The organism is Nonomuraea cavernae (assembly GCF_040655715.1).
GTDB lineage: Bacteria > Actinomycetota > Actinomycetes > Streptosporangiales > Streptosporangiaceae > Nonomuraea > Nonomuraea cavernae_A.
This window is the reverse complement of record NZ_JBFAKL010000018.1, coordinates 29,478-53,000: the sequence shown is the minus strand read 5'-3', so window position 1 is coordinate 53,000 and position 23,523 is coordinate 29,478. Positions and strand designations below refer to the sequence as shown.

General features: G+C 72.7%; 19 protein-coding genes. 4 read left to right on the top strand and 15 right to left on the bottom strand.

Annotated features, from left to right (window positions below; genetic code table 11):
* Window positions 1–13: 13 nt before the first annotated feature.
* The 8 genes from AB0I38_RS25055 to AB0I38_RS25020 all read right to left on the bottom strand — a co-directional run bounded on the left by AB0I38_RS25055 (window position 14) and on the right by AB0I38_RS25020 (window position 9,376).
* Complete coding sequence (locus AB0I38_RS25055; protein WP_358472025.1) at window positions 14–1,669, bottom strand: AMP-binding protein; 1,656 nt, start codon at window positions 1,667–1,669, stop codon at window positions 14–16.
* A gap of 14 nt (window positions 1,670–1,683) precedes the next feature.
* A complete protein-coding gene (locus tag AB0I38_RS25050; protein WP_358472024.1) occupies window positions 1,684–2,901 on the bottom strand; it encodes an NADH:flavin oxidoreductase in 1,218 nt (405 codons plus the stop codon).
* 107 nt (window positions 2,902–3,008) lie between these two features.
* Window positions 3,009–3,317, bottom strand: a complete 309-nt coding sequence (locus AB0I38_RS25045) for a hypothetical protein (RefSeq protein WP_358472022.1) — start codon at window positions 3,315–3,317, stop codon at window positions 3,009–3,011.
* 52 nt (window positions 3,318–3,369) lie between these two features.
* A complete protein-coding gene (locus tag AB0I38_RS25040; RefSeq protein ID WP_358472020.1) occupies window positions 3,370–4,080 on the bottom strand; it encodes an ABC transporter ATP-binding protein in 711 nt (236 codons plus the stop codon).
* A complete protein-coding gene (locus tag AB0I38_RS25035) occupies window positions 4,077–4,808 on the bottom strand; it encodes an ABC transporter ATP-binding protein (RefSeq protein WP_358472018.1) in 732 nt (243 codons plus the stop codon). The genes AB0I38_RS25040 and AB0I38_RS25035 overlap by 4 nt, the downstream gene beginning before the upstream one ends.
* Window positions 4,795–7,080, bottom strand: a complete 2,286-nt coding sequence (locus AB0I38_RS25030; RefSeq protein ID WP_358472016.1) for an ABC transporter permease — start codon at window positions 7,078–7,080, stop codon at window positions 4,795–4,797. Before AB0I38_RS25030 ends, AB0I38_RS25035 begins: the two co-directional genes overlap by 14 nt.
* A gap of 73 nt (window positions 7,081–7,153) precedes the next feature.
* Complete coding sequence (locus AB0I38_RS25025) at window positions 7,154–8,557, bottom strand: ABC transporter substrate-binding protein (protein ID WP_358472014.1); 1,404 nt, start codon at window positions 8,555–8,557, stop codon at window positions 7,154–7,156.
* A 57-nt stretch (window positions 8,558–8,614) separates the two neighbouring features.
* Window positions 8,615–9,376 carry an SDR family NAD(P)-dependent oxidoreductase gene (locus tag AB0I38_RS25020; protein ID WP_358472013.1) on the bottom strand — a complete coding sequence of 254 codons (762 nt, stop codon included), beginning with the start codon at window positions 9,374–9,376 and terminating at the stop codon, window positions 8,615–8,617.
* A gap of 279 nt (window positions 9,377–9,655) precedes the next feature.
* On the opposite strand from AB0I38_RS25020, the gene AB0I38_RS25015 reads away from it, so the two are divergent.
* The gene (locus tag AB0I38_RS25015; RefSeq protein WP_358472011.1) at window positions 9,656–11,269 is read left to right on the top strand and encodes a class I adenylate-forming enzyme family protein; all 1,614 of its coding nucleotides are present in this window, start codon (window positions 9,656–9,658) and stop codon (window positions 11,267–11,269) included.
* Window positions 11,270–11,366: 97 nt separating this feature from the next.
* Here the strand turns inward: AB0I38_RS25015 and AB0I38_RS25010 are convergent, their stop codons facing one another.
* From AB0I38_RS25010 to AB0I38_RS25000, 3 genes are read right to left on the bottom strand one after another with little or no spacing between them, the layout of a single operon-like run.
* On the bottom strand, window positions 11,367–11,987 hold the full coding sequence (locus AB0I38_RS25010; RefSeq protein WP_358472009.1) for a PaaI family thioesterase: 621 nt from the start codon (window positions 11,985–11,987) through the stop codon (window positions 11,367–11,369).
* 8 nt (window positions 11,988–11,995) lie between these two features.
* Entirely contained in the window at window positions 11,996–14,374 is a 2,379-nt protein-coding gene (locus AB0I38_RS25005; RefSeq protein ID WP_358472007.1) for an acyl-CoA dehydrogenase, read from the bottom strand.
* A gap of 5 nt (window positions 14,375–14,379) precedes the next feature.
* Entirely contained in the window at window positions 14,380–15,540 is a 1,161-nt protein-coding gene (locus tag AB0I38_RS25000) for a steroid 3-ketoacyl-CoA thiolase (RefSeq protein ID WP_358472006.1), read from the bottom strand.
* Window positions 15,541–15,784: 244 nt separating this feature from the next.
* Here AB0I38_RS25000 and AB0I38_RS24995 point away from each other — a divergent pair, with 244 nt between their 5' ends.
* Entirely contained in the window at window positions 15,785–16,702 is a 918-nt protein-coding gene (locus tag AB0I38_RS24995) for a 3-oxoacyl-ACP reductase (RefSeq protein WP_358472004.1), read from the top strand.
* 142 nt (window positions 16,703–16,844) lie between these two features.
* On the opposite strand, the gene AB0I38_RS24990 is transcribed toward AB0I38_RS24995, so the two are convergent.
* The 3 genes from AB0I38_RS24990 to AB0I38_RS24980 form a co-directional block, all read right to left on the bottom strand.
* Complete coding sequence (locus AB0I38_RS24990; protein WP_358472002.1) at window positions 16,845–17,621, bottom strand: SDR family oxidoreductase; 777 nt, start codon at window positions 17,619–17,621, stop codon at window positions 16,845–16,847.
* An 81-nt stretch (window positions 17,622–17,702) separates the two neighbouring features.
* The gene (locus tag AB0I38_RS24985; RefSeq protein WP_358472000.1) at window positions 17,703–18,449 is read right to left on the bottom strand and encodes an SDR family NAD(P)-dependent oxidoreductase; all 747 of its coding nucleotides are present in this window, start codon (window positions 18,447–18,449) and stop codon (window positions 17,703–17,705) included.
* A 188-nt stretch (window positions 18,450–18,637) separates the two neighbouring features.
* The gene (locus AB0I38_RS24980; protein WP_358471998.1) at window positions 18,638–19,261 is read right to left on the bottom strand and encodes a TetR family transcriptional regulator; all 624 of its coding nucleotides are present in this window, start codon (window positions 19,259–19,261) and stop codon (window positions 18,638–18,640) included.
* A 157-nt stretch (window positions 19,262–19,418) separates the two neighbouring features.
* Here AB0I38_RS24980 and AB0I38_RS24975 point away from each other — a divergent pair, with 157 nt between their 5' ends.
* A complete protein-coding gene (locus AB0I38_RS24975; protein ID WP_358471996.1) occupies window positions 19,419–20,978 on the top strand; it encodes an FAD-dependent oxidoreductase in 1,560 nt (519 codons plus the stop codon).
* On the top strand, window positions 20,975–22,243 hold the full coding sequence (locus tag AB0I38_RS24970; protein WP_358471994.1) for an alpha/beta hydrolase family protein: 1,269 nt from the start codon (window positions 20,975–20,977) through the stop codon (window positions 22,241–22,243). Before AB0I38_RS24975 ends, AB0I38_RS24970 begins: the two co-directional genes overlap by 4 nt.
* Window positions 22,244–22,342: 99 nt before the next feature.
* Here AB0I38_RS24970 and hsaA read toward each other — a convergent pair whose 3' ends face one another.
* Complete coding sequence (gene hsaA / locus AB0I38_RS24965) at window positions 22,343–23,509, bottom strand: 3-hydroxy-9,10-secoandrosta-1,3,5(10)-triene-9,17-dione monooxygenase oxygenase subunit (RefSeq protein ID WP_358471992.1); 1,167 nt, start codon at window positions 23,507–23,509, stop codon at window positions 22,343–22,345.
* Window positions 23,510–23,523: the final 14 nt, after the last annotated feature.

The window sequence follows — 23,523 nt, the reverse complement described above, 5'->3', positions numbered from 1 at the left end:
AGGCCGTGGGTGGCTAGGGCAGGAACCGCTGTCGTCCGTTGGCCGCGAACTCGGCGCGCAGCGCGGCCTTGTCCTCGCCGGTCATCGGGACATAGTCGGGAGCGCCGCGCCCGGTCCAGCGGTGGACCTGGTCGCCGGTCCGCCAGCCGTCGTGCTGGATCTCCTTCTTGCGCAGCTTGCCGGAGCCGGTGGCCGGCAGCGCGTGGGAGACCCGGACGAAGCGCGGCGCCCCCTTGGTGCCGAGGTCTGCCTGCTCCGCCAGGAAGGCGGGCAGGGCGAGGTCCTCGAAGGCGGTGCCTTCGGGGATCTCGATCGCGGCCATCACCTGGTCGCCGGAGCGCGGGTCGGGCACGGCGAAGGCGGCCGCCGCCACGATCCGCGGGTGCCGGCGCAGGACGCGTTCGGTGAGCAGGGCGGAGATGTTCTCGCCGTCCACCCGGATCCAGTCGCCGGACCGCCCGGCGAAGTGGAGGTAGCCGGCCTCGTCGAGGTAGCCGAGGTCGCCGGTCCAGTACCAGCCGTGGCGGACCCGTTCGGCGTCGGCGGCGGCGTTCTTGTAGTAGCCCTCGAACCTGGCCGCGCCGTCGACGTCCACGATCTCGCCGATGGCCGCTTCGGCGTTGGTCACCCAGCCGTGCTCGTCGAGCAGCGCGGGCGGGCAGATCTCCCGGGTCTCCGGGCAGACCACGTTGACCCCGGCGTGCGCGGGCCTGCCCAGCGCGCCCGGCGGCCCCTCCGGCGCCAGCTTGATCATGCCGGAGCCCTCGCTCGACCCGTAGGCCTCGATGAGCCGGCAGCCGAAGCGGCGCAGGAACTCGGCCTGGTCCTCCGGCGACGCCTCGGTGCCGAAGGCGTGGGTGAGCGCGTTGGCGGCGTCGCCGGGGGTCTCCGGCGTGGCCAGGACGTACGCGACGGCCTTGCCGACGTAGGTGAAGAACGTGGCGCCGTAGAAGCGGACGTCGGGCAGGAACCGGGAGGCGGAGAACTTCGGCGCGAGGGTGACGGTCGCGCCCGCGACGAGCGACGGCGCCCACAGGCCCATCACCGCGTTGCCGTGGAAGAGCGGCATGCAGCAGTAGGTCACGTCGTGCCGCCGGACGTCGTACTTGCCGGAGTTGGCGTGTCCGAGCCTGGCGAGCCGGCCCTGGGAGCATCGGGCCGCCTTGGAGGCCCCGGTGGTGCCGGAGGTGAACAGCAGCAGCAACTGGGTCTCGGGCGTGATGTCCGGCTCGCGGTACGGCTCGCGGGGCTGGGCGGCGAGCCGCGCCGCGTAGTCGTCGCCGTCGACGATCAGGAACCGGTCTCGGGGGACGCCGAGGTCGAGACCGTCGAGCAGTTTCAGGCCGGCCTCGTCGGTGACGACGAGCATCGGGTCGGTGTGCCTGACCTCCCGCTCCAGGGTGGAGCCGCGCCGGGTGGGGTTGATGCCGATGATCGTGGCGCCGCCGAGGGCCGCCGCGCCGAGCCAGAAGACGTACTCGGGCACGTTGTCGAGCAGGACCCCGATGTGGAACGGCCCGTCGGCGCGCAGGTCGCGCGCCAGGCGGGCCCGGGCCGCGCTCTCGCGCACCACCTCGTCCCAGGTCCAGGTGCGCTCGCGGGTCCGCAGCCCGGGGTGGTCGTCTCCGGCCCGATCGAGCAGCAGGTCGGCGATGGTGTCTCGTCGCACGGTGGTGGCTCTCCTCAGGCCCGCTCGGCCTGCCTGATCAGCGGCCCGGTCAGCACGCAGTGGGTGCCGCCGTAGATCGCGGTCATGCACTTGTTGCAGTGGATGCACAGGGACTTCACGTCCGCGTCGGCCCGCATCCGGTTGATCAGGTCGGGCTCGCGCAGCAGCGCCCGGGCCATCGCGACGAACTCGAAGCCCTCGCTCATCGCCTGGTCCATCACCTTCTTGTCGGTGATCCCGCCGAGCAGGATGAGCGGCATCTTGACCGCGGCGCGGATCTGCCGGGCGTCCTTGAGCAGGTAGGCGTCCTGGTAGGGGTAGGAGTGCAGCAGCCGCTTGCCGACGAGCTTGATCCCGAGCCTGATCGGCTGGGGCATGGCCGCCGCGAACTCACGCAGCGGCGCCTCCCCCTTGAACAGGTACATGGGGTTGAGCAGCGAGCTGCCCGCGGTGAGCTCCAGGGCGTCGACGGAGCCGTCCTGCTCCAGCCACTGGGCGACCTGGATCGACTCGTCGAGCCAGAAGCCGCCGGGCACGCCGTCGTCCATGTTGAACTTGGCGGTGATCGCGATCCGGTCGCCGACGGCGTCGCGGACCGCGCGGGCGATGTCCCTGGACAGGCGGGCCCGGTTCTCCAGGCTGCCGCCGTACTCGTCCTTGCGGTGGTTGAGCCTGGGGCTGAGGAACGAGCTGGCGAGGTAGTTGTGCCCGAGGTGGATCTCGACGGCGTCGAAGCCGGCCTCGATCGCCATCGTGCCGGCGTGCCCGTGGGCCTGGACGATCCGCCGCAGGTCGGCGCGGCTGGCCGCGCGGGTGAAGCTGGTCGTCGTGGCGTGGAAGTGCCGGTTCGGCGCCAGCGCGGGCAGCCGGTTGGACTTGGGGTTGGCGACCGGGCCGGCGTGGCCGATCTGCGCGGCGACGGCCGCGCCCTCGGCGTGCACGGCGTCGGTCAGCTTACGCATGCCCGGCAGGGCCTCGGGCGTCCACAGGAGCTGCCGCGAGCTCGTACGCCCCTCGGGGGCGACGGCGCAGTAGGCCACGGTGGTCATGCCGACGCCGCCCGCCGCGTGGCGCACGTGGAACTCGATGAGCTCGTCGGTGACGAGGCTCTTGCGGCTCAGCCCTTCGTAGGTGGCCGCCTTGATGACACGGTTGCGCAGGGTCACCGGGCCGAGCTTCGCCGGGGCGAGCACGTCCGGCACGTCCTTGGCCGGGGGTGTCGTCTGAGTCAAGGGGATCCTCCGTCCGGACTCCGGATTGGAGCAAGGTTGACGTTAGTCAGCGGGATCCGCCGGGGATCGGCGAATCCCGCTGACCGGGAGGGCGTGCGGCGCGCGGGTCAGTCCCGGCGCTCGCGCAGGGCCTCGGCGAGTTGGTCCGCCTGTGCCTGCCCTTCCACGAGCTGGCGGAGCAGCCACAGCCGCAGCACTCCGGCCACGGACGCGGCGAGGTAGAGGGCGGCGCCCAGCACGGTGACGGAGACGCACGCCGTGGCGAGGATCTGGAAGGAGGCGATGTCGCGCGCGTCGTCCTGGCTGAGGGAGTTGTTGTAGGCGATGAGGGCGCCGGCCACTCCGGCGATCATCAGCAGCGCGCCCAGCAGGCGTGCCTTGCCGTCGTGGCGGGAGCGGTCGGTCTTGAGTCTCATCCGTGCCACCTCCGACCTGAACTGCTCACGTCGTTCCTCGGTCAGCATGGGTTCAACCTCCTAGGTAGCCGCTGGACAGGTGGTCCTCGATCTCGCCGGGTGTGCCGACCGAGACGACGCGTCCGTTCAGCATCAGGGCCGCGGTGTCGGCGATGGGCAGCACGGCGCGGGCGAACTGCTCGGCCACGAGGACGGACAGTCCCTCGGCGACGAGCTGCGCCACGGTGTCGTACATCTGCGTCACGATCATGGGGGCGAGGCCCATGGACAGCTCGTCGAGCAGCAGGATCGCGGGAGCGGTGCCGAGGGCGCGCGACAGCGCGAGCATCTGCTGCTGGCCGCCGGACAGCGACCCGGCGAGCTGGTCGCGCCGCTCGCCGAGCATCGGGAAGCGGGTGTAGGCGGCCTCCTCCATGTCCCGCAGCCGGGTGCCGGTGCCGGTGGCGACCCACAGGTTCTCGCGGACGGTCAGGTTGGGGAAGATGCCCCGGCCCTCGGGGATGGAGCAGACCCCGAGCCGCGCCGCGTCCTCGGCGGCCAGGCCGTTGACCCGCCGGCCGGCCAGCCTGAGCTCGCCTCCGGTGAGCGGCAGCAGGCCCGCGCAGACCTTCATGGTGGTCGACTTGCCGCCGCCGTTGGGGCCGAGCAGCGCGACCACGGAACCGGCCTCGACCGTGAGGTCCACCCCGCGCAGCACCTCGATCGGGCCGTAGGCGGCGCGGGCGCCGGCCAGTTCCAGCAGCGGCGCCGGTACGTCCTTCATGCCGAGACCTCCTCGGTGCCGATGTAGGCGGCGATGACCTCGGGCGACTCCTGGATCTCGCGGGGCGTGCCCGAGGCGATGACCGCGCCGTAGTCGAGGACGTGGATGGTGGAGCAGAGCCGCATCACCAGCGGCAGGTCGTGCTCGACCAGGCAGATCGCCAGCCCGTCGGCGGCGAGGCCGGTCAGCAGCCGGGCGAAGGCGTCGGTCTCGGCCTCGGTCTGGCCGGAGGCGGGCTCGTCCAGCAGCAGCACCCGGGGCGAGGTCATCAGGGCGCGGGCGACCTCGACGACGCGGGCCCGGCCGGTCGGGATGCCGGAGACGTCGAGGTCGGCGATGTCGCTCAGGCCGGTCAGCTCCAGGACGCGGTCGGTCTCCTTGCCGACGTCGGCGCGATGCCCGCCGGCCCGCCGGATGTCTCCGGCGACCCTGACGTTGTCGCGCACCGACAGCGACAGGAACAGTTCGAGCCGCTGGAACGTGCGGGCCAGGCCGAGCCGGGCCCGTCTGGCCGGTGGCAGCCGGGTGATGTCGGCGCCGTCGAGCAGCACCTGTCCCGAGTCGGGCCGCAGCAGGCCGGTGACCGTGTTGAACAGCGTGGTCTTCCCGGCGCCGTTCGGCCCGATCAGCCCGGTGATCCGGCCCGGCTCGATGCCGACGCTCACCTCGTCGACGGCGATGTTGCCGCCGAAGCGGACGGTGATGCCCCGGGTCTCAAGCAATGGCATGGACGTCTCCCTCCTCGACGGCCGGCCTGGCGCGCGGCCCGCCGCGGCCCTCGCGGACGGGCAGGCCGAGCTCCCGGTCGAGCCGGTCGCGCAAGTCGTCGGTGTACGGCTCGTCGATGCCCGCGAGCTCGGGCGGGACGGTCCGGCGCCGGGCGAACTCCTCCTCGCTGAGCACGGCCCGCGGCATGAGCGCCCTGCCGAACGCCGGGAGCGTCGTGACCAGCAGGACGGTCAGGATGGCGAACCACCAGTTGCCGATGACGCCGGTCAGCGCGAGCAGGTAGAGCACGGCTCCGGCGGCGGCGCCCCCGGCCAGCACGGGCCGGGCGCCGCGCAGCGTCCGGTAGCCGTCGAACAGGTCGTGGACGAGGCCGCTGGGGTTCTTGCCCACGCCCATGCCGATCAGCGCGGTGGCGACGAGCACGACCTGGCCGAGCGTCTTGTAGATGCCCGCCATCTCGGGGGTGGCCATCGCCAGGTCGTTGAAGGTGCCGATGATGATGACGAAGCCGACGCCGGACATCAGGCCGCCGAACAGGGCACCGCTGACGTATCCGATGCCGCCGACGACGGTGAGCATCACCAGGGACAGGCCGGCCGTGATGGCGAAGTTCTCGCCCGCGACCGATCCGGAGGCGGTCGACATCAGGACGCCGCCGAGCCCGGCGATGGCGGCCGACAGCATGAAGACGCCGAACTTCAGCCTTACCAGGTCCTGGCCCAGCATCGCCGTGGCGGCGGGGCTGTCCTTCATGGCCGCCAGGCGCCTGCCGTACCCGCTGCCGCGCAGGGCGACCAGGCCGACGGCGATCGCCGCGAACAGCGCGGTGGCGGTGATCAGCAGCGTGCCGGGGTCGCGCAGGTCGAGCGGGCCGATCTGGAGCGGTGGGACGATCAGCGTGCCGTTCGGGAAGAGCGAGAACGTGACGCCGAAGAGGGTGTGCTCGACGGTGTCGCGCAGCACCATGTTCGACAGGAACACACCGAAGGCCATCGTGGCGAGCGCCAGGTAGAGCCCGCGCAGCCGGAGCGCGGGCAGCGCGACCAGGCCGCCCACGACGGCGGCGACGAGCACCGCGAGCAGGATGCCCCACAGGGTGAGGCGGGCGGCCAGCCCGGTGCCGGTGATGCCGAAGTGGAAGGCGACGATGGTGGCGACCGCGCCGAAGGCGAGCGGCGCGAGGTTCAGCTCTCCCGCGTAGCCGGTCAGCAGGGTGAGCGAGAGCGCGATGATCGCGAACGTCATGCCCAGCCCGAACGTGGTGATCGAGGTGTCCTCCATGAGCGGCATGAGGAGGACGACGGCCGCCACCAGGACGGCGCCCCAGACCACGGCCCGGCGCACGGTCGGGACCCGGTAGCGTTCGCGGGTCCGGATGGCGGCGCCGCGCAGCCGGTCCTGGGGCAGCAGGACGAGCACCACGAACAGGATGATCATCGGGAGTGAGACGCGGAGGTTGCCGGCCCAGGTCCAGTCGGTCGGGAAGTAGGCGGTGACGTACGTCGCGGCCAGGCCGAGCACCATCGCGCCGACGAAGGTGCGCGGGATGCTGCGCAGCCGGCCGAACATCGCGGCGGCGAACGCGTCGATGACGAGCAGCGTGAGCGCGTTGGCCTCCAGCGCGCCGCCGCCGATCGGCGTGATGAGGATGCCCGCCAGCACGGCGAGGGTCGAGCCCATCGCCCAGGAGAGCGCGGCCACCCGGTCGGGGTTGTGCCCGTTGAGCCGGATCAGGTCGGGGTCGTCGACGGTGCCCCGCATGACGAGGCCGACACGGCTGCGGGTGAAGAGCATGCGCAGGCCCACGGCGATGGCGGCCGCCACGAGCAGGCAGATGATCTCGTGGACCCGGACGACGACGCCGAGGAACTCGACCTTGGCGTTGGCGCCGAAGAACATCTCGACGACCCTGGCCTCCTCCGGGTGCCAGAGCCACTGCGACAGGAACACCATGCCGAGCATGATCGCGACGGTGACCACGATCCTGGTCACGTCCGCGGTGTCCCGCAGTCCCTTCATGATCACGGCATGGAGCGCGGCGCCCATGAGGGGCCCGACGACGCCCACCACGACGATCAGCGCCAGCCAGACCGGCCAGCCCCAGCCGTGGGCGAGCTGCCAGTAGAGGAACGTGCCGAGCATGGCCTGGGCGCCATGGGCGAAGTTGAAGATCCCGGAGGTGTTGTACGTCAGGACCAGCCCGGAGGCCGCGATGGCGTACACCGCCCCGAGGACGAGCCCCAGGAGGGTGAAGGTCAGGAACGTGGTCATGCGCTGCCCTTGCTCTGGACGGCTGGAAGGCCGCGGACCGGCGGGCGGGCCGGTCCGCGGCGCGGGGAGGTGATCAGCCCTGCGGCTTGATCACGTCGGCGGTCAGGAAGGTGGTGGCGATCCGGTCCTCACCGAGCTTGGTGCCCCACGTGGACGGGTCCGTCTTGATCACGTTGCTCGGGTCACAGTCGAACTCGCCGACGGTCGCCGGGGCGACCTGCTTGTACGTCGAGCCGGTGAGCTTCACCATCAGCGAGCAGGAGGCCGGCAGGTTGCCGCCCGGGTCGGTCGGGGCGTGCAGGCCGCCGCCGGTCCACTCGTGCACCTGGCTGAGCTTGTTGACCATGCACTGGCGGGTCAGGTCGGAGCCGCAGTCCTTGGCCGCCGTGGCCCAGAGCAGGAACGCCGAGGTCGCCTGCATGCCGAGCAGCGCGGTCTTGCCGCTCTCGGCGTTGACCAGGTCGAGATACTTCTTGACCGCCGGCACCTGGCCGGCGTTCTCGAACGGCTGGAAGATCAGGCCGGCGTGCAGGTTGTCGCCCTGGCCGGCGGCGTTCCACTTGGCGACGGTCTGGCTGTACCAGGTCGCCTCGAAGACCAGCGTCGGGTCTGCGCCGACCCGGTCCAGCGCCTCCAGCAGGCTGAAGGAGGCGGGGTCGGGCGACTTGGAGGTCCACAGCGCCTTGACGCCGCACGACTTGAACTTCTCGGCGAACGGCACGTAGCTGGGGTCGCCCTCGTTGTTGAGCTGGACGCCGCACTTCTTGGGCGTGACGCCGATGCTCTTCATGGCGGCTTCGATCTTCTTGCTGCCCGCCATGACCGCCGGCGAGGTGGAGGTGATCAGGTCGACGTCGCTGGAGAAGCCGGGGAACGTCTTGGCGGCCACGCGCAGCGGCGCGGCGTTGAAGTGGTCCACCGGGTAGGGGACGGGCTCGAACTTCATCGGGCCCATGGCGGCGTTCGGGCCGACGGTGTAGCCGGCGACCATGGGCAGCTTGCAGCCGACGCGATACTGCTCGGCCGCCTCGTCCAGCGCGAAGCCGTGCCCGACCAGCATGAAGTCCTGCTTGCAGGCCTTCTGCATGACGGTGGCGGCCTGCATGTAGGCGGCGTCGTACTGGTTGCCGGTGATCTTACGGCCGTTGATGCCGCCCTGGCCGTTGCACCACTTGATCATGGCACCGACCGCGTCGCCCATCTCCTTGGACAGGCCGGGCGCCTTGGGGAAGCCCCGGTCGTCGCCGAAGCCGATGGTGATGCCGGTGTCGGTGACGCCCTGGTCGGTCGCCCCCTTGGCGCTGCCCGGCCCGCAGGGTGACTGCAGCGTGCCGAACGTCTCCTGGCTCGCGGCGGCCGACGGCTGCCCGGCGGCGGCCGTGGCCTCCGGCGCGGCCCCGCGTTCGCTCGCGCAGGCCGCGAGCGTCACCAGTGCCAGGGCACCGGCCGCCAAACGGGTGATCGCCTTCACTTCCATGCGATCTCTCTCCTTTCATGACCGCCCGACCGCGGCGGTGTCTGGGGGATGTGCGGGTCAGCCGAAGTTGGCCTGACCACCGTCGAGCGGCACGGTCGCGCCGGTCAGATATCGCAGGTCCGGGCCCACCAGCGCGACCACGGCCCGGCCGATGTCGGCCTCGCAGTCGCCGATGCGGCCGAGCGGGATCGTGCTGCGGAACTCCTCCGCCTCTTCGGGGTTGGTCTCCGTCCACCACTTCAGGCCCGGGGACAGGGCGTGCGGGGCGATGTTGTTGGCGCGGATGCCGTCGCGGCCCCACTCGGCCGCAGCCGTACGGGTCAGCGAGCGCAGCGCCTGCTTGGCCGCGGCGTAGGCGCCGTAGGTGGACGGGTCCCACCGGACCATGGCCGAGGTCACCAGGTTGACGATGCTGCCGCCGCCGCGCCGCTTCAGGTGCGGGTGACACGCCTTCATGAACGCGAAGGCGGCGAACGGGCCGCTGCGAAAGCCCTTCTGGAACGCGTCGTCGCTCATCGACAGCAACGGGCCGTAGGAGCCGGAGTAGGCGTTGTTGACGAGGATGTCCACCCCGCCGAACCGCGCCACCACGTCGTCGACCACGGCCGGGATCGCCTCGGTGCCGGTCACGTCGCACAGGAACGGCTCCGCCGTCCCGCCCCGCTCGCGGACGAGCGCGCAGGTCGATTCGAGCTTGTCCATCGTGCGTCCGAGCACCGCGACGGCCGCGCCCTCACCGGCGAGAGCGAGGGCGATGCCCTGTCCCACTCCCTGGCCGGCTCCTGTGACGATCGCGACTTTCGCGGCGAGAATTCCCATGGCGTGTCCCGTTCCATCGGCGATGGCCGCCATAGTGATGTGACCTCGCTCTCCCGGAGATGGGCTGTCCCGCTCACCGGGAGTCCCTTGACAATCACGAAAAGGACACGGTGCGATGTGGTCCCCGTCACACGATCCCGCTGAGCGGGAGCCGCGCCCCGCAGTGACCGCGGGTGGACAGAATGAGCGGCCAGAAGGCACACCGGCGTAGCGACGCGCCGGTGGGAGAGGGAGCTGATGGGCACGCCGACAGATCCGAGAACCGCGGCGATGGAGATCATGACACGCCTCACCGGACCGGGCGGCGAGTTCGAACTCGCCGAGGAGGAGGTGCTCGGCGCCCGCATGACGGTGTTCGCGAACCGCCGGCGCAACCTCGGGGAGGTGCTGGCGGAGTCCGTCCGGTTCGGCGAGCGCGACTACATCGTGACCGCCGACGGCCGGCTGAGCTTCGCCGGGCACGCGCGTCAGGTCGCCTCGCTGGCCAGGGCGCTGCGCGAGGACCACGGCGTCCGGCCGGGTGACCGGGTCGCCATCGACGCGGCCAACTCCCCCGGCTGGATCCTGTCCTTCTGGGCGACGGTGGCCGTCGGCGCGATCGCGGTGGGCTACAACGCCTGGTGGTCTCCCCGGGAGACCGAGTTCGCCCTGGGCCACACCACGCCCAAGCTGGTCATCGCCGACGCCAAGCGGGCGGCGGCGGTCGGCGACCGCGCCACGGTCCTGACGCTGGAGGAGGACATCCCCCGGCTGGCCCGCCTGCACCCGGACGAGCCGCTGGCCCCGTACGACGCCGGCGACGACGACCCGGCGGTCATCCTCTACACGAGCGGCACCTCGGGCCGGCCGAAGGGCGCCACGCACTCGCATCGCAACCTGACGTCGGTCGTCGAGTACCACCGCATGAACGACGCGCTGCTCCGCGCGTTCGGCGACCCGACCGACCCGATGGACCGGCGCTACCTGCTGGTCCTGCCGCTGTTCCACATCGCGAGCCTGCACAACCTGGCCGTGCCGCGGCTGGCGAACGGCAGCGCCGTCATCCTGCACGAGGGCGCCTTCGACGTGGACCGGGTGCTGCGCCTGATCGAGAAGGAGCGGGTCACCAACTGGGGCGCGGTGCCCACGATGGCCAAGCGGCTGATCGAGCACGGCGACCTGAGCACGTACGACCTGTCCTCGCTGACCTCCTTCGCGCTGGCGTCCGCGCCGTCGTCACCCGCCTTCAAGGAGCGGCTGCGCGCGGCGTTCCCGGTGGCGCGGCAGGCCCTGGTCGACAGCTACGGCCTGACGGAGACGTCGACCGCGGTGGCCGCCGCGAGCCCCATGGACCTGGCGGAGGCGCCGGGCACGCTGGGCCGGCCGATCACGACCGTACGGGTGGAGGTCCGCGACCCCGAGGGCAAGGCGCTGCCCGAGGGCGAGGAGGGCGAGATCTGCGTCCGCAGCCCGTTCGTCATGCTCGGCTACTGGGAGGATCCGGAGGCCACGGCGCGGGCCATCCGCGAGGACCGCTGGCTGCACACCGGCGACATCGGCGTGATCGAGCAGGGCCGGTTGCGGCTCACCACCCGCCGCTCCGACCTGATCCTGCGCGGCGGGGAGAACGTCTACCCGGCCGAGGTGGAGAACGTCCTGGCCGAGCACCCCGGCGTGCTGGAGTGCGTCGTCATCGGCACCCCCCACGCCGACCTGGGGCAGGAGGTCACGGCCGTCGTCGTCACCGCCGCCGGGCGGCCCACCGGCGAGGAGGAGCTGGCCGCGTACACGCGGGAGCGGCTGGCCTACTTCAAGGTCCCGTCCCGGTGGCGCATCACCACCGAACCACTCCCCCGCAACCCGACGGGCAAGGTGATCCGGGGCGAGGTCGAGCGCTCCGTCGCGTCGGACTGACCCGCCGCCGCCACGCGAAGAGCCCAGGCCGTCCGGGACGGCCTGGGCTCTTCCGGGCCCGACAGCGGGCCCGACAGCGGGCCCGACAGCGAGTCCGTCAGCGCGGACGCGGTAGCTGCTTGTCGATGAACAGGCCCTCGGCGCTGACGACGACCTCCCCGCCCGCGCTGATCGTGCCGGCGGTCCTGATCTTGCGCCCGTCCACGGAGACCTGCCGTCCCGTCACGGTCAGCGACTCGAACAGGGGGGTCGGCCGGTGGTAGCGCAACGTCAGCTCCGCCGTCATCCCGGACGGCCCCGCCCAGTGGTTGGCCACGCCCAGCGTGTGGTCGAGCAGCAGCGCCGAGACGCCGCCGTGCACGTAGCCGGGCGGCCCCTGGTAGGGCATGCCCAGGACGACGACGCCCTCGATGGAGCCATCCTCCCTGCCGTGCAGGTGCAGCGGCGGGGCGAGCGCGTTCTCCGGCCCGGTCACGGGGTCGTGCCGGGTCACGCCCTCGCCCCGCCACATGTCGACCATCCGCTCCTCCACGGCGGGCGCGTGCTCCTCCAGATGGTCGGCGACGGCGTTCAACCGCTCCGCCATCGTCGACATCTCGGCGGCTGAGCGATCGCCCGCGTGCAGCAGCGCGGCGATCACCCGCCGGGCCGCGGCCACCGCCTCGTCCACGCCCTTGTTGCGCGGCGTCGCGGTGAGCTCGGGCCGTTCGGGGGGCATTTCCCGGCTCATGACGCGGTCCCGGCCGGCGCGACCGGCTCCGGGTCTCGGGGCAGGCCGAGCAGCCGTTCGCCGATGATGTTCAGCTGCACGTCGGTGGTGCCACCGGCGATCGACATGCACCGGGCGTTGAGGAACCGCCAGGCCGCGCCGGGGAGCTCACCGCGCTCACCCGTGATGGAGGCCGTGCCGAGCCAGTCCATCGCGGTCTCCCAGACCTCCTGTACGTGCTCGACGCCGATGAACTTGGCCACGCTGGACTCCGCGCCGGGCTGCTGCCCGGTCAGCGACCGCATCGTGGTGCGCAGGCCGAGGAGCCCGCCCGACTGGGCGTCGCACAGGATGGCGCCGAGTCGCGTCAGCCGCTCGTCGTCCATCTCGTGCGGCGCGGCCGCCGCGAGGTCGAGCAGGGCCTCTCCCCCGCTGCCGAGCGAGGAGTCGTGCGACAGGGAGACCCGCTCATTGGCCAGGGTGGTGCGGGCCAGCTTCCAGCCGTCGCCCGGCCGGGCGACGAGCATCTCGTCCGGGATGAACACCTCGTCCAGGAACACCTCGTTGAACAGCGTGTCACCGGTCAGCTCGCGCAGCGGCCGGATGTCGAGGCCGGGGCTGCGCATGTCGAGCAGGAAGTACGACAGGCCCCGGTGCTTCGGCACGGACGGGTCGGTCCTGGCCAGCAGGATGCCCCAGTGCGCCTCGCGGGCCATGGAGGTCCAGACCTTCTGGCCGGTGACCTTCCAGCCGCCTTCGACCTTCTCGGCGCGGGTGGTGAGCGCGGCCAGGTCGGAGCCGGCGCCCGGCTCGCTGAACAGCTGGCACCAGACGAGGTCACCGCGCATCGTCGCGGGCAGGAACCTCTCCTGCTGCGCGGCGTCCCCGTGCGCGATCAGGGTCGGCGCCACCCAGGCGCCGATGATCAGGGCGGCGGCCTGGAGCCCGGCCGAGCGCATCTCCTCGGCGATCACCAGCTGGGTGACCGCGTCGGCGCCCTTGCCCCAGGGGGCGGGCAGGTGCGGGGCCGCGTAGCCGTGCTCGCCGAGGTAGGCCAGCCGCTCCTGGCCGGTGAGGTCCAGCGCGGGCCGCAGCTCGGCGCGGATCCGGGCGCGGACGTCCTCGGCCTCGGGCGGCAGTTCGACGCCGAGGCCGCGGCGCACGCCGTCCAGGGTGAGGCGGGCCACCCGGCGCAGCCACCACGGCGTGGGGCCGAGCAGGATGCGCAGGGTCTGGGCGCGCCGCAGGTAGAGGCTCGCGTCGTGCTCCCAGGTGAAGCCGATGCCACCGAGCGTCTGGATGCAGTCCTTGGCGGTGGCGAAGGCGGCCTCGACGCTGGTCGCGCCCGCGACGGCGGCGGCTAGCGAAGCCTCCGCCCGGCCCGTGCCGTCAACGGCGTCAGCGGTGCCGGTCGCGGCGCCCTCCCCGTGGCCGATGCGGTCGGCGGCGCGGGCGGCGTCCCAGGCGCAGACCCTGGCCTGCTCGGCGCGCACCAGCATCCGGGCGCAGCGGTGCTTGACGCCCTGGAACTGGCCGATCGGGCGGCCGAACTGGTGGCGCACCTTGGCGTAGTCGGCGGCGGTCGCGGTGGCCCGGTCGGCGATGCCGGAGGCCTCGGCCGCGAACAGAACCGCTGCCAGGTCGGACACGTCGTCGGGAGTGAGGCCGGTCAGCACGTCGCCGGGGGCGACGGTGAGGTCCGCGGCGGTGACCCGCGACAGCCTGCGGGTCAGATCGTGGCCGGGCAGATCCTCGACCTCGACCGAGGCACGGGCCACCACCACCCACACCGTCGCGATACCGCCCGACCCGCCCGGGCGGTCCAGGTCACCCGAGCCGCCCGGGGCCTCCAGGGCACCCGAGGCATCCCGGCCGTCCAGGGCGTCCGGGTCCTCCTGACGGTCCCGGGCGTCCCGGGCGTCCTTGGCGGGGAGCACGAACAGGTCGGCGACGTGGCCGCCCATGACGGGCTCGGAGCCGCCGGAGAGGGACAGCCGCCCCGTGTCGTCCCGGCTGAGCGTGAGCCCGCCCGGCCGCAGGCCGACCGCGCCGATCGTGGTGCCCGAGGCCAGCTCGGCCAGGTGGGCCCGGTGTCCGGCGCGGTACAGCACGGCTCCGGCCAGCGCGGTGGGCAGGAAGGGCCCGGGGGCGACCCAGCGGCCCAGTTCCTCGGCGACGACGGCGAGTTCGAGCAGGCCGTAGCCCGCTCCCCCGTCGGCCTCGGGCAGGTGCAGGCCGAGCAGCCCCTGCTCGGCGAGCGCCGGCCAGAAGGCCGGGAGCTCCTCGCGCTTGGCGTCGACCGCCGCGCGTACCACCTCCGGTGTGATCTCACGGGTGGCGAAGGCGCGCACCGCGTCGCGCAGGTCGCGATGCTCCTCGGTCAGTCCGATGGTCATGCGGGTCAGATCCGTTCGATGATGGTGGCGGTGGCGTGGGCGCCGCCGGCGCACATGGTGATCAGGGCGGTCGCCTTGCCGGACCGTTCGAGCTCGTCCACTGCCTGGGTGATCAGGCGGGCGCCGGTGGAGCCGACCGCGTGCCCGAGGGCGATGGCACCGCCGTTGACGTTGACCTTGTCCAGGTCGGCGTCGTGCGCCTGCGCCCAGGAGAGCACGACCGAGGCGAAGGCCTCGTTGATCTCGACCAGGTCGATGTCGGCGAGCGACATGCCGGCCTTGCGGAGCACGTGCTCGGTCGCGTCGACCGGCCCGTCGAGGTGGTAGTAGGGGTCGGAGCCGACCATGCCGGAGGCCACGATCCGGGCCCGCGGCCGCAGGCCGAGCGCCTGGGCCCGGTCCGCCGACATCAGCAGCACGGCCGCCGCGCCGTCGCTGATCTGCGAGGTGTTGCCGGGGGTGTGGATGCCGTCGGGGAGGACGGGGTTGAGCTTGGCCAGGCCCTCGGCGGTCGTCTCGCGCAGCCCCTGGTCGCGGGTGATCACGGCGGTCTCGCCGGTCGGGCCCTCGGCGCCCATCACGGGCGCCTCGACCTCGATGATCTGCCCGTCGAAGCGTCCCTCGGCCCACGCCCGCGCGGCGAGCCGCTGCGAGCGCAGGCCCAGCGCGTCGACGTCGGCGCGGGTCAGGCCCCGCTTGCGGGCGATCCGCTCCGCCGCGGTGAACTGGTCGGGCAGGTCGATGGACCACGAGTCCGGGCGGGGGCTGCCGGTCTCGGGGGTGAGCGCCTGACCGAGGAAGACCCGGCTCATCGACTCGACGCCGCAGCCGATGCCGGCGTCGATGGCGCCGGACGCGATCAGCCCCGCGACGAGGTGCACCGCCTGCTGCGAGGATCCGCAGGCGCAGTCGACGCTGGTGCACGCGGTCGTGTACGGCAGGCCGGCGTGCAACCAGGCCTGCCGGGTCACGTTGTTCGACTGTTCGCCCGCCTGGGTGACGCAGCCGCCGATCACCTGCCCGATCGCGTCGGGCGCGATCCCGGTGCGCGCCAGCAGCCCTTTCTGGGCGATGCCGAGCAGTTCGGCGGGGTGCAGCCCCGACAGCACGCCATAGCGCTTGCCCACCGGCGTCCGTGCCGCGTCGACGATGACGGCCTCAGCCATTGTTTCTCCTCGTTAGCGGGGGTGGCCACGATCAACCTTGGTGCGGCCGAGGCTAGAATAAATTTCTATTTTTCCCTTGCACGAGTCCCGCTGAGTGGTCCGCGCGACCTCCACGCCCGCCCCTCCGGCGGCGAGTCTGGAGTGCTACCGCCCGCGTCCACTCAACGGGACGCCCACTTGGGAAAAAACAGAATGAATACTAGTTTCGCCTGGCCAGACGAGCCGACCGAGCAGGAGCCACAGAATGAGTTCGAACACCGGCCTGGAGGGCAGGACCGCCGTCGTCACCGGCGCGGGCGCGGGCCTGGGACGCAGCGAGGCGCTGGCACTCGCCGCGCACGGCGCGAACGTCGTCGTCAACGACATGGGCCCGGCCGCCGACGAGGTCGCCGACGAGATCAGGGCGCTCGGCAGGGAGGCCGTCGCGGTGCGCGGCGACGTCGGCGACTGGTCCCTGGGCGACAAACTGGTCGGCACGGCGGTCGAGACCTTCGGCGGCCTCGACATCCTGGTCAACAACGCGGGCGTGCTCCGCGACAAGATGCTGTTCAACCTGACCGAGTCCGACTGGGACGACGTCGTCCGCGTCCACCTCAAGGGGCACGCCTCGGTCTCCCGGGCCGCGGCCGTCCACTGGCGGGCGGCGAGCAAGGCGGCGGGCGGCCCGGTCTACGGCCGGGTGATCAACACCTCCTCCGAGGCGTTCCTCTTCGGCTCCGCCGGACAGCCCAACTACTCCGCCGCCAAGGCCGGCATCGTCGCGCTGACCCTGTCGACCGCCCAGGGCCTGTCGAGGTACGGGGTGCGGGCCAACGCGATCTGCCCCCGGGCCCGCACCGGCATGACGGCGGACGTGTTCGGCGACGGCCGCGCGGCGGGCGCGCTGGACATCCTCGCCCCCGAGCGGGTGGGCACGTTCGTGAGCTACCTCGCCTCCCCCGCCGCCGAGGAGATCAACGGCCAGGTCTTCGTCGTGTACGGCGACATGGTCGCGCTGATGGCCGCCCCAGTCGTGGAGCAGAAGTTCACCGCGGCCGACGGGGTCTTCTCCACGCGCGAGCTGGACGCGCTGCTCACGCCGTACTTCAGCGGGCGCGACCCGTACCGGACCTATGCCGCCTACGGCGTGGCCGCGCTGGACACCACGGAGACCCAGCGCTGACCGGACGGGCGCCCCTGTCGGGGGGCGCCCGTCGCGGGACGGCCGGACCTGATCCGGCCCGCGCGGGGTCGCCCCCGCGCGTTCGCGGGACGGTCAGAACTGATCCGGCCGCGCAGGGTCGCCCCGCGCCGTAGCGGGACGGTCAGAACTGATCCGGCCCGCGCAGGGTCGCCTCCGCACCGCCGTCGACGAAGATGATCTGCCCGGTGATGTGGGAGTTCTCCGGGCCGATCAGCCAGCGCAGCGCGTCGGCGATCACCTCGGGCTCGGCGTGGCCGTTCAGCGGCATGGGCACCGCCTCGTCCATGACCTTGCGCATCGCCTCGTCCTCGAACAGGGGCGCCGACATCGGCGTGAGCACGATGCCGGGCGCCACCGCGTTGAGCGGGATGCCGCACCCGGCCCAGTCGGGGGTGACGGCCCGCCCGCGCAGCCAGCGGGCCAGCGCGGACTTCGACGACGGATACAGCCGCCAGCCGTCGCCGCGCTCCATGGCGCGCTCGGCCAGCGTCACCGCCTCCGGCTCGGCGTCGTCGAGACAGGCGCGCACCACCTCCGGATCGACCGGCTGGACGGCGGCGATGGAGGCGACCACCGCCGCCCGCGGCCTGGGGGCCTGGGCGAGCGCCGGGCGCAGACCTTCCAGAAGCGCGGTCACGCCGAAGAAGTTGACCCTTACCGTCTGCACGGTCATCCCGGCCACTCCGGCGCAGGCGGCCACGCCGTCCAGCACGCCACCGGTCAGGCCCAGCACGGACTCGACGGCCTTCCCGCGGCCTTCCGGGGTGGACAGGTCGGCGCACACGTCGGCGTCCTTGAGATCGACGCCGATCACCTCGTCGCCCCGCTCCCGCAGGGAGGTGGCCAGCGCCTTGCCGATGCCCGAGGCCGACCCCGTCACCACGATCTTGCGTCGCACGTCGTTCACTCCTTGATGTTCACTCCTTGACGTCACTCCTTGACGTCACTCCTGGACGTTTTGGACGAGCTCGTCAGGCCCTCAGGTGCCGGACCCGCCGTCCACCAGGATCTCGGCCCCGGTCAGGTAGCCGGCGTCCGTCGAGGCGGCGAACGCGATGACCCCCGCGATCTGCTCCGGGCCGGCGCTGCCGAACAGCGAGCGGATCCTGCCGAAGTAACGGAGGTCGAGCCCCTCGGGGAACTCGAGACCGCTGGTCAGCGGGGTCGCCACGGTGCCGGGCGAGATCGGGACCACCCGGATCCCGCGCCCTGCCAGCTCGGCCGCCAGGCTCAGCGAGAAGCTCAGCACGGCGCCCTTGGACGCCGAGTAGGCCGTCATGTACGGAGTGCCCTGCGTGGCGGCCGACGAGGCGACGTTCACGATGACGCCGGTCCGGTCGGGCAGGTGACGCAGCGCCTCGCGGCACAGCAGCGCGGTGCCGACCAGGTTGACCGAGAACAGCAGATTGAGGTCGGCGACCGTCAGCGTCTCGATCGGCGTCGTCCGGTGGATCCCCGCGACGTTGACCAGGACGTCGATCCCGCCCAGCTCGGCGGACGCCGCCGCCACGGCCTCGACGACCGCCTGCTCGTCGGTCACGTCGGCGACGTACGGGACGAACCGGCCAGGCCCGGCCACCAGCCCCGCGGTCTCCGCCAGGCCCTCCTTGCCCCGGTCGAGCGCGAAGATCGACGCGCCCTCCGCGGCGAGCCGGATCGCGGCGGCTCGCCCGATGCCCGATCCGGCGCCCGTGAGCAGGAACTTCACCCCGTCGAATCGGTTCACTACCAGCCCTCCGTCGTCGCGTCACGGCACGCTATCCGCGCGAGAACCGCGACGACGGCGGCATCCCGTTCAGCGGGAGGGCACGTTCAACGGGAGGGCACGTTCAGTGGGAGGGCACGTTCAGTGGGAGGGCACGTTCAGTGGGAGGGCACGTTCAGTGGGAGGGCACGTTCAACGAGAAGGCGTGTTCAGCGAGAAGGCGCGGCGGCGTTCGAACGCGAGGCGAGCAGCAGCCGGCAGGCGATCCGGATGTCGCTCTCGGCGTCGGGGATCGAGTTCCGGCCGTTGAGCGTCGACTGCAGCACGCCGTACCAGCACTGCATGAGCAACCGCACCAGTGTGATGTCCATGACGGTCGGGTCGTCGATGCCGAGCGAGCGCAGCACGATCTGGCGGAAGCTCGCGTCGATCCGGCCGGCGTCGGCGACCGCGGCGGCGTTGGCCACGTTGGCGGAGGTGAGCATCGCGAGCGCGAGCGCGGGCCTGCGCAGGAACTGCCTGCTGGCCAGCACGAGCACGTCGCCGATGGTGTCCTCCGGGCTGGCGCCCGGCTTGGGGCGCCCCACGGCGTCGCCGAACCGGTCGACGTGCTCGGCCATGACGGCGGTGAACAGGTGGGTCTTGGAGGGGAAGTAGCGGTAGAGCGTGGCGATGGCCACGCCGGCGGCCTTGGCCACCTCCTGCATCTGAACCCGGTCGAGCCCCTTCTCGGCCCCGATGTGGGCGGCGGCCCGCAGAATGCGCACGTGCCGGGCCCGCTGCTCCGGCGAGCTGGGCTCCGCCGGCGCTCTGACCTCGGCGATTCGTGGCACATTTCCCCCTGGTTCGTCTGGTGTCGGAACGACGATACACACGGCCACCGGCCCCACCGCCAATCGTCCATACCGGTGAGTGGGACGGAGCCGCCGCCACCCCCTGCGCTGCGCTTGCCTGGGGGCAGCGTGATCAGCGATCGGCAGGAGGACGGTCATGACGGGCGCCGAGCCGTGGGATGACGAGTACGACGTGGTGGTGGCCGGGTCCGGCGCCGGGGCTCTGACCGGCGCGCTCGCCGCGGCGGGGCGTGGGCTGCGCACGGCTGTGCTGGAGAAGACGGCGCTGGTGGGCGGCACGTCCGCCTATGCGGGCGCGGCCGTGTGGCTGCCGGGCAGCCAGGTGCAGGAGCGGGCCGGCATCGGCGACTCGACGGATTCGGCACGCGCCTACCTCACGGCGCTGCTGGGCGAGGCGGAGGCCGAGCGGCGCGAGGCGTTCCTGGAGAGCGCGCCGGAGGTCGTCGCGTTCCTGGAGCGCGACCCGGCCATCGAGTTCGCGTTCCGGCCGTTCCCCGACTACTTCGCCGCGCCGGGCCGGTCGGCCGCCGGACGCTCCTTCGTGCCGCTCGACCTGCCCGCCGAGCAAATCGGCGAGCTCGCCGGGCTGGTCCGCCCGCCGGTGGAACGCGACCGCGCGGGCCTCGGCCACCCCGAGGGGCCGCTGTCGGCCGGCCGGGCACTCATCGGCCGGCTGCTGCTCGCCCTGGTCACCACGGGGAACGGCATTGTGCGCACCGGCACCTCCGTCACCCGCCTGATCGTCGAGGACGGCCGGGTGACCGGGGTCGAGGCTGACACGGCCGACGGTCCGGTACGGCTGCGCGCCGCCCGGGGCGTCCTGCTGGCCGCCGGCGGCTTCGAGGGCAACGACACGATGCGCGAGAAGAACGGCGTCCCCGGCGCCGCCGGATGGACGATGGCCCCGCGCGGCGCCAACACCGGCGAGCCGCTCCTGGCCGCCACCGCGATCGGCGCCGCGACCGGCCTGATGGACGAGGCATGGTGGTGCCCCGGCGTCGCCCAGCCGGACGGCGGGGCCGCCTTCACGCTGGGCTTCCACGGCGGGCTCATGGTGGACGCGTCGGGCCGAAGGTTCGCCAACGAGTCACTGCCGTACGACCGGATGGGCCGCGAGATGGCCGCCGGGCCCGGCCGCGTGCCCGCGTACCTGATCTTCGACTCCCGTGCCGGCGGGCGGCTGCCGGCCATCACGGTGCCCGGACGTCCGGCGGAGGAGCACCTCGCGGCGGGCACCTGGGTGCGGGCCGGCAGCCTGGCCGAGCTGGCCGAGCTGATCGGCGTGCCGGGCGACGCCCTGACGGCCACCGTCGGACGCTTCAACGGCTTCGCCGCCGCCGGCGTCGACGAGGACTTCCACCGGGGCGAGGACCCCTACGACCGGTTCTTCACCGGCGCCTCGCCGGACGCCAACCCGTGCCTGGTCCCGGTGGACCGGCCGCCCTTCTACGCCGCGCGCATGGTCCTCAGCGACCTCGGCACCAAGGGCGGCCTGCGCACCGACCCGGACGCCAGAGTGCTCGACCGGGACGACCGGCCGATCCCCGGCCTGTACGCCGCGGGCAACACCAGCGCGTCGTTCGCCGGCCGCTGCTACCCCGGCCCGGGCATCCCCATCGGCTCGGCCATGGTGTTCGCCTATCGGGCGGTGCACGACATGGCCGGGACCGGCACCCCTCGGAAGGATCATCAATGAAATCCCCCCGTACCACCGCGTTACTGCGACGCGCGACGGCGGTGGCCCTGGCCACCCTGACCGTGGCGGCGGCCACGACACCCGCGGCCTCGGCGACGTCGACCGGCACCGCAGCCGCCCCCACCGGCGCGACCACCGCCCTCGGCGGTGCCGGGAACGCCGCCGAGGGCGCGCGGGTCCCGGCGGTCTCCGGCCCGCGTGGCAAGCTGCTGACCGCCCGCCCGCTGAAGGGCGGGGCGGCGCTGCCGAGCGCGGCGCGCACCTGGTCCGTCACCTACCTCTCCGAGGGCGCCACCGGCAGGCGCGTCGTGGTCTCCGGCACGGTGTCGGTGCCGAAGACGGCGCCGCCGCGCGGCGGCTGGCCGGTGATCAGCTGGGCGCACGGCACGACCGGGACGGCCGACGTCTGCGCCCCCTCGAAGGACGACGAGAACGGGCCGGCGCACGCCTACGTGTCCGCGATGCGGCCCACGCTCGACGCCTGGGTCGCCCGTGGCTTCGCCGTGGTGCAGACCGACTACGAAGGGCTCGGCACGCCGGGCGAGCACCCGTACATGAACAGCCGCAGCGCCGCCAACACCGTGATCGACATCGTGCGCGCGGCGCGCGGGGTGGACCATCGGGTCGGGCGTGACTGGTTCACGGTGGGGCACAGCCAGGGCGGGCACGCCGCGCTGTTCACGGCCGCCGCGAACGACACGGGCAAGGGGACGCGGCTGCGCGGCGCGGTGTCGATCGCCCCGGGCGGGTGGGGGCTCAGCCAGACGGTGCCCTACTTCCGGGACAACCTGCCCGCGCCGGTGGACGCCCTGGCCTTCCTGCCCACGATCCTCATCGGCGCCTCGGCCGCCGAGCCGGCCGTCAAGCCCGAGGAGATCCTGACGGACGAGATGCGGCCCCTGCTCGCGGCCGCCCGCACGGCCTGCGTGGCCCAGGTACGCGAGGTGGCCGCGGTCACCCCCGTCGACCAGGTGATCAGGACGGGCGCCGACCTGGCCCCGCTCACCGCCTATCTGCGGGCGCAGGAACCCGTCGGCCTCCGGGTCGCGGTGCCGACCCTGGTCGCCCAGGGCACGCACGACGGCCTGGTGCCCAAGCAGACGACGGACCTGATCGTGGCCGACCTGTGCGGGCGGGCACCGAAGATCACCTACCGGGTGTACGACGGCGCCGACCACCGGGGCGCGGTTCCGAGATCCTTCGACGACGCCCTGGCCTTCACCAGGACGATCCTCGCCGGACAGACCCCGCCCACCACCTGCTGACTCTCCTCCGGTCTCCCGGCGCGACGCGGTCCGGCCTCACCAGGCGGGACCGGGTCGCGCCGGACCGCTGCCCGGGCCACCGGATCCCCGGCGAACCCGTCAGACCAGGTCGGCCTCGATGGACAGGCCGAACTCGCCCTTGCCGTACATCGCGAGGGCCCGCTCGACGTCGTTGGCGACGTGCACGCTGCCCGCGTGCGCGTCGCGCCAGGCGCGCTCGATGGGGTTGCCGCGGCTGAGCGAGCTCCCGCCGGCGGTCTTGAACAGGATGTCGATCGCCTCCAGTGCCCGCTCGGTGGCGCGGACCTGGTCCCTGCGCGCGCGCAGCCGCAGCTCCATGGGGATCGGCTCGCCCCTGACGGTGTGCTCGTACAGCTCGCGGATGTTGCGGTCGGTCTGCAGGACGGCAGCGTCGATCTCCGACGCGGCCCGCGCCACCGCGACCTGCGCGAACGGGTCCTCGGCGAACCGGCCGCCGCCCAGGCTGAGGCGGACCCGGTCGCGCATCGCGGTGACGTACGACCGGTAGCAGCCGGCCGCCATGCCGATCACGGGGGCGGTGATCGTGGTCGTGAACATGCTGCCGAACGGCATCCGGTAGAGCGGCCCGGTGTTGACCTTCTGGCCGGGGCCGCGCAGCTGCGCCTGCTCGTAGTTGCGCATGGCGCGGTGGTCGGGCACGAACACGTCCTCCACGAGGATGTCGTTGCTGGCCGTCCCGCGCAGCCCGATGACGTCCCAGACGTCCTCGATCACGTATTCGGCACGGGGCACCAGCACGGTCATGAAGTCCACCGGCCTGCCCTGCTCGCCCACGACCAGGCCGCCGATCAGCGCCCAGGAGGCGTGCTCGCACCCGGAGGAGAACCGCCACCGGCCGGATACCCGGTAACCGCCCTCCACGGGCGTCAACCGGCCGACGGGCGCGTACGACGACGACACCAGCACGTCCGGGTCGTCCCCCCAGACCTCGTCCTGCGCCGCCTCGGCGAACAGGCCGAGCTGCCAGGCGTGCACCCCGAGCACGGAGACCAGCCAGCCGGTGGACCCGCACACCGCGGAGATCTCCCGGACGACCGTGAAGAACTCCACCGGGTCGCTCTCCGCGCCGGAGTGACGCTTGGGCTGCAGCATCCGGAAGACCCCGGCGTCGACGAGCTCCCTGATCGTCTCCTCCGGGACCCGCCGCTCCTCGTCGGTGGACCGGGCACGCTCGGCGAACCTCGGCAGTAGCGTGCGAACCAAGTCCAGGACCTCGTCACTCATCGTGTTGACGCTCC

Excerpts from the sequence above, each read along its gene's own strand:
- AB0I38_RS25040 (WP_358472020.1), bottom strand. The coding sequence starts at position 4,080 with ATGAAGGACGTACCGGCGCCGCTGCTGGAACTGGCCGGCGCCCGCGCC.
- AB0I38_RS24995 (WP_358472004.1), top strand. The coding sequence starts at position 15,785 with ATGAGTTCGAACACCGGCCTGGAGGGCAGGACCGCCGTCGTCACCGGC.
- AB0I38_RS25010 (WP_358472009.1), bottom strand. The coding sequence starts at position 11,987 with ATGCCCCCCGAACGGCCCGAGCTCACCGCGACGCCGCGCAACAAGGGC.
- AB0I38_RS25015 (WP_358472011.1), top strand. The coding sequence starts at position 9,656 with ATGACACGCCTCACCGGACCGGGCGGCGAGTTCGAACTCGCCGAGGAG.
- AB0I38_RS25005 (WP_358472007.1), bottom strand. The coding sequence starts at position 14,374 with ATGACCATCGGACTGACCGAGGAGCATCGCGACCTGCGCGACGCGGTG.
- AB0I38_RS25025 (WP_358472014.1), bottom strand. The coding sequence starts at position 8,557 with ATGGAAGTGAAGGCGATCACCCGTTTGGCGGCCGGTGCCCTGGCACTG.
- AB0I38_RS25030 (WP_358472016.1), bottom strand. The coding sequence starts at position 7,080 with ATGACCACGTTCCTGACCTTCACCCTCCTGGGGCTCGTCCTCGGGGCG.
- AB0I38_RS25000 (WP_358472006.1), bottom strand. The coding sequence starts at position 15,540 with ATGGCTGAGGCCGTCATCGTCGACGCGGCACGGACGCCGGTGGGCAAG.
- AB0I38_RS24970 (WP_358471994.1), top strand. The coding sequence starts at position 20,975 with ATGAAATCCCCCCGTACCACCGCGTTACTGCGACGCGCGACGGCGGTG.
- hsaA (WP_358471992.1), bottom strand. The coding sequence starts at position 23,509 with ATGAGTGACGAGGTCCTGGACTTGGTTCGCACGCTACTGCCGAGGTTC.
- AB0I38_RS25045 (WP_358472022.1), bottom strand. The coding sequence starts at position 3,317 with ATGAGACTCAAGACCGACCGCTCCCGCCACGACGGCAAGGCACGCCTG.
- AB0I38_RS25020 (WP_358472013.1), bottom strand. The coding sequence starts at position 9,376 with ATGGGAATTCTCGCCGCGAAAGTCGCGATCGTCACAGGAGCCGGCCAG.
- AB0I38_RS25035 (WP_358472018.1), bottom strand. The coding sequence starts at position 4,808 with ATGCCATTGCTTGAGACCCGGGGCATCACCGTCCGCTTCGGCGGCAAC.
- AB0I38_RS24975 (WP_358471996.1), top strand. The coding sequence starts at position 19,419 with ATGACGGGCGCCGAGCCGTGGGATGACGAGTACGACGTGGTGGTGGCC.